At 35.1% G+C, this 12,005-nt stretch carries 9 protein-coding genes; all 9 read right to left on the bottom strand.

Annotation, left to right across the window (positions count from 1 at the left end; genetic code table 11):
* Positions 1-117 precede the first annotated feature (117 nt).
* Positions 118-927 (bottom strand): sialate O-acetylesterase, encoded by an 810-nt coding sequence (locus PEDSA_RS03575; protein WP_013631789.1) that lies wholly within the window; start codon positions 925-927, stop codon positions 118-120.
* Positions 928-939: 12 nt separating this feature from the next.
* On the bottom strand, positions 940-2,208 hold the full coding sequence (locus PEDSA_RS03570; protein ID WP_013631788.1) for a glycoside hydrolase family 88 protein: 1,269 nt from the start codon (positions 2,206-2,208) through the stop codon (positions 940-942).
* Between the two features lie 424 nt (positions 2,209-2,632).
* Positions 2,633-3,562, bottom strand: coding sequence for a DUF4886 domain-containing protein (locus tag PEDSA_RS03565; RefSeq protein WP_013631787.1), 930 nt, complete (start codon positions 3,560-3,562; stop codon positions 2,633-2,635).
* Positions 3,563-3,705: 143 nt separating this feature from the next.
* Complete coding sequence (locus PEDSA_RS03560) at positions 3,706-4,842, bottom strand: hypothetical protein (RefSeq protein ID WP_041536960.1); 1,137 nt, start codon at positions 4,840-4,842, stop codon at positions 3,706-3,708.
* Positions 4,843-5,033: 191 nt separating this feature from the next.
* A complete protein-coding gene (locus PEDSA_RS03555) occupies positions 5,034-6,518 on the bottom strand; it encodes a PQQ-dependent sugar dehydrogenase (RefSeq protein ID WP_013631785.1) in 1,485 nt (494 codons plus the stop codon).
* Complete coding sequence (locus PEDSA_RS03550) at positions 6,515-7,633, bottom strand: plastocyanin/azurin family copper-binding protein (RefSeq protein WP_013631784.1); 1,119 nt, start codon at positions 7,631-7,633, stop codon at positions 6,515-6,517. Before PEDSA_RS03550 ends, PEDSA_RS03555 begins: the two co-directional genes overlap by 4 nt.
* A 26-nt stretch (positions 7,634-7,659) precedes the next feature.
* On the bottom strand, positions 7,660-8,196 hold the full coding sequence (locus PEDSA_RS03545; protein WP_013631783.1) for a plastocyanin/azurin family copper-binding protein: 537 nt from the start codon (positions 8,194-8,196) through the stop codon (positions 7,660-7,662).
* Positions 8,197-8,225: 29 nt separating this feature from the next.
* The gene (locus tag PEDSA_RS03540) at positions 8,226-9,515 is read right to left on the bottom strand and encodes an enolase C-terminal domain-like protein (RefSeq protein ID WP_013631782.1); all 1,290 of its coding nucleotides are present in this window, start codon (positions 9,513-9,515) and stop codon (positions 8,226-8,228) included.
* A 51-nt stretch (positions 9,516-9,566) separates the two neighbouring features.
* Positions 9,567-11,930 carry a TonB-dependent receptor gene (locus PEDSA_RS20495; protein WP_013631781.1) on the bottom strand — a complete coding sequence of 788 codons (2,364 nt, stop codon included), beginning with the start codon at positions 11,928-11,930 and terminating at the stop codon, positions 9,567-9,569.
* Positions 11,931-12,005: the final 75 nt, after the last annotated feature.

The following is a 12,005-nucleotide window of genomic DNA, read 5'->3' as shown; positions in this document are numbered from 1 at the left end:
GGTTTAATAAAGGTTAAAATTACATATCACCCATATTCGAATACGGTTACGTAAACGTAAGGTACAATTATATTTTTTGTTATCAAAAATTATCTGCTTTTTTTTATTCTAAGATTGTTAGTGATGTTTTAATTTCAACATAGCCTTAGCCATATTATTACCGTTTTCTCTCTGGGCTTTTGAATTAAAGTGCAGCCTGTCTCCGATATGACCAAGTGTGCTTGCTTCGGAGAACCCGGCATTTCCTATTTCATTTGCCGTTTCCTGTAATGACTTGTTAACCACTTTATATTGTGAAGATTTAAGAAAATCCCCTAAACCACCAATAACAATTGGCAGATTATTATTTCCCAAATCTTTGCGGAAAGCTGTTAATAATTTAAGTAAACGTTCTTTATATAAAGGCGCATCCTTTGTATTAGAATCTGATTCTCCCTGTTGCCACACTATCCCTTTTAAAGTACCATATTTCATAGCTACTTTTGCTTTGCGAATAGCTTCTTCATATAAACCTCTTGAATTACCCGGTTCCCAATAAGATATTTTTGTACCTCCAACAGCCGCAGGAATAAGACCTATCTTAATCTTAGGGTTTGCTTCGGCCATTGCTTTACCAAAAGCTAACCCTGGTCCTACTCCTCTGTTACTTTTATCAAAATGAAGTGGTTCTTTAGCTAAAACGAATTCATCCGCTGCATTTAACATAAATACCCTATTATGTTCTGTTGTATCTTCCGCTTCGATTACACCACGACCAGCCATATTAGATTGACCAACTAATAAATATAAATCATAACCCGATTTTAAATCTATAGTCTCCTTTTTTGAATGGCAACCAACAAGTAGCAGCAATGGAATTAAAAATATTAAAAAAGATATTTGTTTAATTTTATTCTGTAAACAATTACCTCGTTTCATATCATTCATCTTCATAAATTTTTACTTACCTAAATTTTTGTACCTCAGCATAGCTTCCACATAATAATAATCTGCATAAGAAAGTGGAACGTCTACCTCTCTGTCTTTAGGCAGATTGCCAACACTATGTTTTAAAATAAAGCCACCGTTTTCCCCTACCGAAGCTGTATACACCGGAGAAGAAAGTGACTTAATCATTATTTCTGCCGCATTTAAATATTTTTGCTTCTTCTCTTTATCTGAATATCCCGAAAGTTCAATCAATGCAGAAGCTACCAAAGCCCCCGCCGAAGCATCTCTAGGTATTACAGAATATTTGAATGCATTGTAATTAAAGCTTGGCTGCACCCCAGGTTGCCCTGCATCAAAATCCCAATAAGGGATTTTATCTTTAGGAAGATTTTTGTGATTAAGAAAAAAGTCTGCCATTCCCTGTGCCGTCTTAAGGAAACGTTTATCTCCTGTCTCTCGATATACCATTGTAAAACCATAGATGCCCCAGCCCTGCCCTCTCGCCCAGGTAGAGTTATGAGCAAAGCCCTGATAAGTTTCGCGACTGTTTATCTCACCTGTTTCAGGATTATACGCCACCACATGAAAAGAACTATAATCTGGTCTTACATGATTTTTCATTGCAGTTTCGGCATGTGTAACCGCTATTTTTTTAAAGCTTTCATCTCCGGTCACTTTTGAAGCAAAGAATAACAATTCCAGATTCATCATATTGTCTATAATCACCGGAAAATCCCAATATTTACTTCCATCTAAAGACTTAATCCGATCCCAGGATTGTATACTTCCAACTTTAGAATTATACCTGCTTGCCAGCGATTTAGCCGATTGTACTAAAATATCTTTATATTCTTCTTTTTTTGTTATACGATAGGCATTACCAAAACTACAATACATCATAAAACCTAAATCGTGAGTATTCTTGTTATCTTTCTGGCTTTTCAAAAACGTAAACTTGTTATCGGCTTCATTAAGTAACCCCTTATCTTTAGTATATTCGTATAGATAAACCAAAGTACCGGGGTAGAAACCACTTGTCCAGTTTTTTGCAGTACTTGTTACAGAACCTTTTTCTCTGCCTTCGTAAGTTTTTGGAAAACGATCTTCTGGTGTTACCGATTTTAGGAATTTATATTGTATTGTGGATTGATCTAAGCTTTTTTCGATAATTTCTATCAATCCCTTACCTCTATTAAATGTATTCTCTTTCTGCGCATAAGAATATGCTATGGAAAAAAATACTAAAAGCATTGAACCACTAAACACTATCTTTTTCATGTGATTATACGGTTAATAATTATGGTTTATAAGAGTATTTCATTAATCGGTAACGTTAACGTAAAGTAATAACTTATTTTATATAATCAAAATAAATTGTAATTTTTAATTGTGCTGCCTGGAAAACAAGGAGAGTCCAATTAATATCAAACTACCATTGTAACCGGACTCCTCATATTCTTTAATTTAAGAGATATAAGTGAATGACTTTTGATATGTTTTCAATTTTTTATAAATTAGTTCTAAATCTGTAGACATAACTATACGATTATCATTAATCTCCATTTATAAATCCACCTAAAGCCCACCTTTTATCCACATATCCCCCACCGTATCTGGCATATTTCCATAACTATACTCTAGTGTTTCCCCGCTTTAACTCAAATAACCATATATGTTTTGCTTTGCATTAAAAATTTAAATCTTAATTTTTATTTAATACTGTCTTAGATGCAGTTTCTCTTAAGTGTTCCGCAAAATCCTGGGAGACATTTTCAGGGACAAACTTTAAGTTAAAAGGTGATTCTCTGAACAAAAAGCTATACCAAATGAGCGCACCTAAATAGCAACCCGCTTGATTTGCGTGATTAGCGTCTAACTTAAGTTTTTTGTTCTTAGTCCATGAATATCCAACATTTAAAGAATTCTTTTCTTTTGGCAATTCCGGATATACCGCATTCTTAAAATTAAAATTGGCATCCGGAATAAATTTCCACTTCGAATCTGAACTTACCTGCCAGAACGCATCTCCGGTTGGAATTATTCTCAGATTAAATTCTTTTGCAACTTTATGATAAGCCATTCTGGATTTTTCCCACATTTCTTGAGCACTGTTTGCTCGCTCTTCTTCAGATATTCTACTAAAATATGAGGCATCTTCTCTATAAGACCATGTCTGATGTATTACAATTTCTGCAGCTGGCTGGAATTTTTTAATAAAATTATACAAATTATTAATATAAGGATAGTAGCTTTCTGGATATGCAGAATGCGTAGAGGCTTGTTGCATGGTTATAATATCCCATCCGCCATTCATTAAAAGCATTTTCAATGATTTCCCGTTATAGGGCTTTCCTTTGGGGTCATCTGGATTTACTTCTGCTATCTCAACCGCATCCCAATGCATTTTCAACGGACTACCGCTAATTTCTGCTTTTTGCATAACTAATTTATGGCCACCTTCAGCAGCCAATTGAGGAAGATATAAGGTAGCATTTCTGGAAAAACTATTCCCTATTACTAACAACCGCAATTCCTTTCCCTTTTCGTCTTCGGCTTTTACGGTATATATTATACATAGAATCCCGATAGTAAAACAAAGAAGGCTGAGTATATAACTTTTGTAATGTTTCATATTTTCTTTAGTTGGAAATTTTAGATTGATAAACCGGAATTCACTTTAATTCCCTGATTAGAGGTTATATCAAACTTTACTTTAGACTAATTAATCTCCTGACCGTTGCCCCTCGGAAAACGAGAAGAAAAGTAATTAAGATATCATTCGTTTAGATTATTCGCTTCCCACTTAAAGGGTACATTTGTATTTTTAACCGTCGAATAGATGTCTCCAAATCCCTTCCAACCTTTAGATTCGGCTCCGTATGCGGGGAAACTCCCTATTGCTACTTTGTTCTGTATATTGTTTGAATATCTATTATTGTAAACCCTGATTTGGTCTGTATCTATTCCGAAATTTTCTGCCAATAATTTCTTTTTTTCTGCTGCTGTTCCATTAGTCAGAACATCACCTTCTTCTTTAGTCAATAAATAATTAAATCCAGGCCTATTGTATCCATAATGATGCAATACAATAGCATTAACTATTGAATTATCACCATTATTTATAAAATCGTTATCATAGAAGGCATAATTAGAAGCGAAAGATTCTGCTCTAGCCTTATTAAAATTAGGCATCGAAATAAATGGATAGGAAGGAAAGTCTTTGTTTCTAACAAACTTAGACCCTTTAACAATACAGTAATCTGTACTATCTCTGAAACGAACATAATCGCCTGTACAATCCTCAAAATGGCTATCTATAATATAAATATAAGATGGATTGTAAGCATTGTAAATATGATGTGAATGGCTATCGATTCCTACTCTTTTAAAAGTACAGTTTTTATAGGTTACATTTTTTGTTCCTTTTTGATGAACCCCTGTGGTTCCATATATTATGCCTCTCATATCTGTCCATAAACAATTGTTTACCAAGATATTTTTTGTTTCACCACCATTTGTAGAAGTTATGCGTAAGGCATAGCCCAATTTCCCATTACCTTTAAACGAAAAATTGCTAATTTGGATATTCTGAGAATTTACAATATCAACTAAGACGCTTCTCTCACCTGAAAACTCATTAGGATCCGCTGTAAACCACGTCTTCTCCGGAATGCCTTTTATTATTAAAAGATTATTTGGGCTTCCTATATCTTCTATTTTTAACGGTTTCTGAGTAAATGTTCTGCTATAATTTCCTTCTAAAAACAGTACTGTAATGGGTTGCTTCTTTAATTGGGTGTTTACCTCTTTCCAAAAGGAACTATTTAGAAAATCTGCCGCATTAGATTCGGAATCCCCGGTACCTGTCCCCTTTTGTTCATATGAAACATATAGCTGCTTTATGTTGAACATTGGGCTTGCTTTAGTAAGAGAGACGATAAACATTAGAAGTAGTATATTTATTATTTTCATTTTTGTTTTCATATTAATCAATCATTAATTTTTCCTAAATCGTTATATAATCCATATTCGATCGACAATTTATCTCGACGATATTTCGTAATCGAGCTCCATTTTTCACTCGCTACATTGAATTGAGCGGTTTAATCTTTAGTTTTCTTAACCGTATAAGCAATTACTTTATTCGTTAAAGTATCTTGTAGCCCTTTACTAAGCATAGAATCAATCTTAATTTCATAAACAAAACCTGCTTCTAATTTTCCAATGTTTAAAGTCATTTTAGAATTTTCAGCGGCCGTTTTAACACCTTTTATTGCTACATTTTCTTCATTGATTCTTGGCGACCCGTACTTCTCATGATAATGATATTTGTATTTTTTAACCGTTACAAGCGAAGAAATATCACCTTTCTTTGATACAGAAAAAGGTGCGGTAAAATCTAACTCGAATCCTTGTTTTGCCAATTTGATATTTTTTACATCAAACGCAATTTTACTGCTTGCTGTAATTTTCTGTATTCCCCTGTCTCCCAGCCACCCATGGTCTGTCTGGCCAACCCATAAACTACCATCGGGAGCAATTGCTAATCTATTATTGCCTTTTCTTAAACCTTTTCCTTCTATAAACAATGTTACCGCTCCCTGTACAACTCCATCTACTTCGTCCAGCATTACACGTACCAGACGTTCAGTATTCATTTCGCCAACAATGAGCTGACCTTTAAAATGATCCATATTCATCCCTTCTCTTATCATGACAGGTTGAGTCGGCGAATTAGCGATAACATCATGAGGGAAGATAACAGCAGGTTTATCTCTTAAATTATCTAATGAATCTCTACTCCACTCAAACGGATTTCCCTTTTTCCAATTCTTATCCCAAACCAAAGCTGCCGGATGACCATAAAACTGCCCTTCTCTTACGTGGTAAAGCGGACTGGAAGCCACCCAATCTCCCTGATTATCGGTTACAAACAGATTATCTTTATCATCTAACATCAAGCCATTAGGAGAACGGAAACCTGAGGCAAACGGAATTACTTTTCCATCTGGAGTCAGCTTCATAATCCACCCTCTGTAAGGAACTACCGAAAACATGGCTCGGCCTTGTTTTGATTTGCCATCCATATTTAATTCACCCCTAATTTCGTTCGCAATCCCACCTCCAGAAGACGAAGAGTTGAGACCGATATATAGATTTCCTTTTTTGTCTTTTACAGGTCCATAAGTAAATTCATGATAATTTCCGGTCATACCGAAACCATCATAAACCGTCTCATATAAGTCGGCTATTCCATCGCCATCTGTATCTTTTACCCTGGTTAGCTCTGGCAATTGCATTACCAAAATCTCATTTTTATTAACCACTAACATTCCAAGTGGCTCATGAAGTCCATTGGCAAACATTTTCCATTCTAATTTCTTAGGGTCATAGATCATTATTTCTCCCCTCATAAAAGCGGCAACCAGTCTACCGTCTGGCAAAAACTCTAGAGCTGCTACCTCTGCTGTTAAGTTTTCAGGTGTTTGTATATCCTCTATAATATATGGTTGCTTTACTCTTTCGTCGAAACCAGTACAAAACATCAATGCACACGTTACTCCTATCAGTAAAATTATATTTCTCATTTGATGATTCTTAGTTCTACATTAAATTTTGCTCCTGCGTCTGGCTTCAGCTCTAGAAGCTCTCCTGAAAGCTTTTTGCCATTGAAATAATATTCCGTATTTTTTGACGAAGTATAGTTTAGATATAATTTATCTTTTAAAGCCGGAACCCGGAAGGATCGCATAATCCCATTTCCCTCTTTTAACTCTTTAATAAGTTCAAAAACATCTGTACCATTTATGGTATAATGAAATTCTGGATAACCTCCCTCAACTATTTTATATCCTTTAAACTGACTTTTTTGTTGAGCATTCCTTCCTATTCTTATTACCGGATTTTTATTTTCTGTATAAAATATATCGCCTAATATTGCAGCTTGTGCATCTTTATGGCCTTTCCATAATTTGGTATTATCAACAAAATCTCCTGCCCACGCAAATCTTAACCTGCATTCTCCCGCATCCCAACAGTATGAAAGTTTTCCGGGTAAATGAACTGCAATTGCAGCTGGACTCGAACCTTCAATATATAATCTATATAAATATGGAGGTCTCAGCTCATAAGGATGCTGTGGTTTGTGATGAACATGCGGGCTTTCTGCATGCATTCTGCTTGGAGAAACATTTACATCATTTTCTAACGGCGGCATTATTCCCGAACTATTTACATACATCGCTCCGTACATGATAAAGCCATGTCCAGGCAAGGTACATACATAAGGATAAATACCTTCCTTTTCCGGGGCTTTAAAAGTCAAAGTTTTCGTTTGTCCATCATGAAGTATAGGAGTGCTCCACAATATATCAGTGTCATTCGGCACATAGTTATTTTTTAGTCCATTTACTCCCATCTCCATTGCCTTTTGAACTATTTTTTCCCTAGTCCCGGGATTAATAATGAGGAGGTTATGATCCATATCATCGGTATTCGTAAATATTATCTTAACCTGCTGACCTGGTTTTACATGGAATCTCGGTAGATTGAATTGCAAGCCGGGTAAAACGTTAAGTTCAATTTCTACAACCTTATCTTTTTGATATCCCGTGGACGGCAATACATGTAGAACAAGCAGCAACAACATGATTATACTTAACCTGCTTATGTGCCTGATCTTATACAAAATATTCTGTGACATGATTTTTATTTTATTATCCTTTAGGTTTAGTGATGTACATGTGAAGCATCTGCTTTCATCCGACTTGGAGAAACGTTTTTATCTTTCTCTATCGGTGGCATAGTATTCGAACTGCTCACATACATTGCTCCATACATGATAAAACCATGTCCGGGAAAAGTACACACATAAGGATAAACACCTTCTTTGTCCGGCGCTTTAAAAGTTAAAGTTTGGGATTCTCCGTTGCGTAGCACAGGTATGCTGCATAAAACATCACTATCATTAGGGATATAATTATTCTTCGCACCATTTGAACCCATGCTCATTGCTTTTTGTACTATTTTTTCTCTCTGACCAGGATTGACAATAAGCAGATTGTGCTCCATATTATCAGTATTATTAAATACTATATTAACCTGTTGTCCCGGTTTAACCTGAAATCTCGGCAGGCTGAACTGTAATCCCGGCAAAACACTAAGCTTAATTTCCGTGGTATTAAATTTCTGGTATCCCATAGATGGCAGAACTTGCAAAACAAGCAGAAGAACTACTGCAGTAATCAGTTTAATAATCTGTTTCATATTTGACATAATATTTTGTGATATAATTTTTATTTATGTTTAAAAAGGTTTTTATAATAATCTGGTACTAAAAGAATTCCCCCTGAATGCTTATAAAAATGCTCGTTCAAATCGAATACTCCATTTGAGACATTCGCCCATTTTTCGCCTGAATATGGATGTCTGGCTTTCATCTCATCCCAATTTTTATAATTCAAATCGCCATTCGTTTCCATTAATCCCATGTTCAAACCCGGAAAAGGTTGTAGAGTAGCGGCTATATTCTTGTTCCAATCTACCAATACAGGGTTTACTGTTAAATCTGCACATATACATGGTATAGCATGGTCATAGGCTATTTTTGCTATTTTAGCAGTCACGCTCAGTGTTTTAGCAATGCCTTTTAACACAAAAGCACCGTAACCTAAACTAAGTTTTTTATAAGCATCGGCTTCTGTATGGATACTCTCATCAGCCGCTATTAATACTCCTAAATCTGAGACATCTTCGTTGTTTTCCTCTGCAAATGGCTCTTCGTAAAATAAAATATGCGAGAAAGCGCCAATGGTTTTGGCATGTTCTAAATATTTGGCTAACAATTCTTTGTTAGGATACCTGCCATTTGCATCCATAGTATAATAAACCTTGCCATCAGGTGTTTGCGGAGTTTTTACATCTTTCAAAATCGCATAGATTTCCGTTAGTCTATCCATATCTTTTTGCAACATTTCTTCTGGTCTGCCCGGAAAACCTGTTTTTATCTTAAAAATAAAGTATCCTTCTGCAACTGCTTTTTTTATGTCTTCCAATGTCGTATCATAAGACAATAAATACATCAATGCCACTTTATTATTCCTAAAAGAAAATGCCCGTCGATAAGCCTCGGGAATCATTTCATAAAAGGTAGAGATATCATTTTCGTAAGCGTAAAGCAACCATAACGCGTTATCTACACTTAGCAATGCGTTATACAGAAAGTTGATATTTAAGCCAACTTTTCCTGTTATCTCCTTACCCTCGTTATGTAATTCCGGAATAATCTGGTCTAATAATTCTATTGGATTTTCAAACTGACGATTGACAATTTTTCTTAGGGCCCGGTTTGTTAATACATACATTAAAGCATTACCGTTGGACTCCGAAGTTGAAGTGAATACATCGGCATCTCCATATAAAACACTTTGAGTAGCCATACCGATTCCCTCGAATCCCTTTTTACTTTTAATACTTACAATATTTTGCCATAGCTCGGTTAAGTATCCTCCCTTAAATCCAAAATAATGATTTAGTTCTTCACGCTGGAAATTTGAGTCAACTGCAGTAATTTCAATATTTTTCATTTAGTGCTTGGTGTTAATATACAAATTTATTGTGTACGTTACCGTTATAATTTAAATTTTAATGCTTAGTGACAGACCATAGGTTTTTGGATTTCCCAGATGTATCGCTCCGAAATCATAAGCGTAGCTAATATACTTTTTGTCCATAATATTTGCACCCCACAGAGCTATTTCAGCTCTTTTATACTGAAAACCTAAACGGGAATTTAACAGACCATAATCATTCTGATAAATTGTATTTGACAAATCAAAATATTGTTTTCCGATATGTCTGTATTCTAACCTTGCAAAAAATTTAGAATTTGAAGACAGATTATAATAAGTATACTGTAAAGATAAAAATGAGGTCGTTTCAGGCGTAAATACCTGCTTTTTGCCGCTTAAGTCCTTATTTTCTCCGTGATCATTATCTGGACTTACCAGATCTTCGTAATGAGCATCTGTATATCCAAAATTATATGCCAATTCGATACCTTTAACCGGAATGGTTGATAACTCAAATTCGAAACCCTTACTTGCCATTTTTGCAGCATTGCGAATCAATGTCAATGCTTCTGGCATGACGAGAACAGGTATTTGTCCATTTGTTATTTGGGTATAAAACAAAGCTGCATTAAGTTTCAATTTTCTCCCCACCAGCATATTTTTAGTACCTATTTCAAAGTTATTACTATATTCCGAATCATATGAAATAAGAGGTGCCTGAGAAGGATCGGAAGAGTACTCGCTGATACCACCAGCTCTGAAGCCTCTGCTGTACACACCATAAAAATTATGATTTTCAGACAGACTATAGTTCAAAGCTATTTTTGGACTATAGTTGCCATAATTTGCAGAAGCGGAGGTATCTGTTCTTGTTACCAGCTGTTTACCTCCTTCAGGAATAACCATACCTCCTATCTGCTGCTGCTTATGTTCATAATCGTATCTTAAACCTGCAATTAAAGATAATGATGAGGATAACTGATAATCTATTTGCCCAAATCCGGCAAAGCCATACCCATTAAGGCTGTTTATGTTTATATCTGTAAAATTGGTTACCGGTGAACCGTACATTCCCGCATCGCTTCCATAATAGGTGCCTTGTTTAAGGGGGCTACTTAGCAAAAACCCATAAATACCTGTATTCCATTTCAATTTGGCAGTGGAATACAAAGGAGATGAAAGCCGAAGTTCATGCATAAGGACTTTATTCCTATTCCATTTTTTGCCAAAATCATTTACAATAGCTATAATATCATAACTGGAAAAGTCTGCATCTATCGGGTCTTCGTAAAAACGATAGTTTTCCTGATAAGAGCTTTGAGAATTTAACACATAATGTTCATGTTGGTACTTAGCAGTCAAAGAAATATTAAAAGTCCGATCTCTCATCCTAGAACTTCTGTTTTGGTCTAGCCTGAAAGGTTTTTCAAAAGCTTCTTCCTTGTCCATAACCAAAGGAAATGTACCTTTGTTTAATTGCAGCTGATGCTTTACATTAATAAGAAATGATAAGCGTTTATTTGTCCGATATTTTAAAAAATAATTGCCCTGACTCAGCTTCATATCATCATAAGCCGAATTTGTAAATTCATTAAAGAAAAAACCGTCTTTACGAGTAAATATGCCGGTTGCTCCAAAATATAATTTGTCAGCAACTATTGGAGTTCTTACACCCACAGCATAACGCTGGAGACCAAAGTTTCCAAAGTTTAATTCGGCAAAACCTTTGGTCTGATTATCCGGCTGCTTAGTAATAATATTAATTACTCCACCGGTAGCATTTCTGCCGTACAATGTACTTTGTGGCCCCCTTAAAACTTCAATTCTTTCTATATCATTTAACTGCGAAATATATGAATCTAAACTAAACTGGCTTACTCCGTCTATATAAGTTGCCACGGCTGGTTCGTACGAAGTTGTAGTTACCCCTCTTATACTAACTACATTTCTGAGATCGCCGGGATTAGCTGCATACAAATTAGGAACTATAGCGGTTAAGTCCTTTATATCCCATATCCTGGCATTTCTAACGTCTTTAGAATCTAAAGCACTAATGCTAGATGGAGTCATCTGCATATTGGTTTCTCTTTTTTCTGCAGTTACTATTACTTCACTTAGGTGGTTTATGACATTTTGTAAATTGATTTCTTTATAGTTGGTCCCAGCGTTTAATGATATTTCTTCTAAAAAATCAGAAAGTCCATCAGTCTGTACACGTAAAAAATACTTACCAGGTCTAATATTCGATATTTTGAATTGCCCTGAAGATTCTGAAACTGTATAGTAAGATGTATTAATTAAAGAAATTGAAGCTTTTTCAATTATTGAATTGTTATAGCTTACAATCCCTTCTAATACAGCCAAATTTTGAGATTTTACGTATCTGGATATGAAGAGTAGAATTATAAGAATAATATATTTATATCTCATCGTTTGTCTTTTTATTAAGTGATTTTTTTGGAGTAACACATAATAGTATCGCTCAATTGACTTTAATTTGGAATT

This window comes from Pseudopedobacter saltans DSM 12145 (assembly GCF_000190735.1).
Lineage (GTDB): Bacteria > Bacteroidota > Bacteroidia > Sphingobacteriales > Sphingobacteriaceae > Pseudopedobacter > Pseudopedobacter saltans.
Note: the sequence above shows the minus strand (reverse complement) of the source record. Positions and strands in the feature narration are given on the sequence as shown.

What these genes read in the sequence shown, in the direction of transcription:
- PEDSA_RS03555 (WP_013631785.1), bottom strand. Translation starts at nt 6,518, where the DNA reads ATGAGAAATATAATTTTACTGATAGGAGTAACGTGTGCATTGATGTTT.
- PEDSA_RS03560 (WP_041536960.1), bottom strand. Translation starts at nt 4,842, where the DNA reads ATGTTCAACATAAAGCAGCTATATGTTTCATATGAACAAAAGGGGACA.
- PEDSA_RS03565 (WP_013631787.1), bottom strand. Translation starts at nt 3,562, where the DNA reads ATGAAACATTACAAAAGTTATATACTCAGCCTTCTTTGTTTTACTATC.
- PEDSA_RS03540 (WP_013631782.1), bottom strand. Translation starts at nt 9,515, where the DNA reads ATGAAAAATATTGAAATTACTGCAGTTGACTCAAATTTCCAGCGTGAA.
- PEDSA_RS03575 (WP_013631789.1), bottom strand. Translation starts at nt 927, where the DNA reads ATGAATGATATGAAACGAGGTAATTGTTTACAGAATAAAATTAAACAA.
- PEDSA_RS03545 (WP_013631783.1), bottom strand. Translation starts at nt 8,196, where the DNA reads ATGAAACAGATTATTAAACTGATTACTGCAGTAGTTCTTCTGCTTGTT.
- PEDSA_RS20495 (WP_013631781.1), bottom strand. Translation starts at nt 11,930, where the DNA reads ATGAGATATAAATATATTATTCTTATAATTCTACTCTTCATATCCAGA.
- PEDSA_RS03550 (WP_013631784.1), bottom strand. Translation starts at nt 7,633, where the DNA reads ATGTCACAGAATATTTTGTATAAGATCAGGCACATAAGCAGGTTAAGT.
- PEDSA_RS03570 (WP_013631788.1), bottom strand. Translation starts at nt 2,208, where the DNA reads ATGAAAAAGATAGTGTTTAGTGGTTCAATGCTTTTAGTATTTTTTTCC.